The organism is Bartonella sp. MR168JLCBS (genome assembly GCF_042194175.1).
Window position 1 is genome coordinate 295 of record NZ_JBHIMP010000568.1, and the last position, 282, is coordinate 576.

Consider the following 282-nt stretch of genomic DNA (forward strand, 5'->3'; position numbering starts at 1 on the left):
GTTATGTTATATCGTATAAAAGGATAGTTGTTGGAAATGACAATAGGGTCTTTGAGAGTCGTTTATTGTATTGTGAAACTTCTGTGATATTGAGAAAATATTGGCGATATATCAAAAATATCATTATATGAGTGAAAGTGTTATTCCTTATTTTGTGTAGAAGACGAGGGTGTGGTTATGGATGTAAAAATCAATATACAAAGCTTAACCTTATACTCTATTTTTGTTGCTTGTATCGTTTTTGCTTTGAAATATTGGGCATATCACATCACAGGTTCGGTT

General features: G+C 31.2%; 1 pseudogene. It reads left to right on the top strand.

The features are described 5' to 3' along the window. Window positions 1-177: 177 nt before the first annotated feature. Window positions 178-282 (top strand): annotated as a pseudogene (locus ACFIK8_RS12725) (cation-efflux pump); the annotation flags it as partial.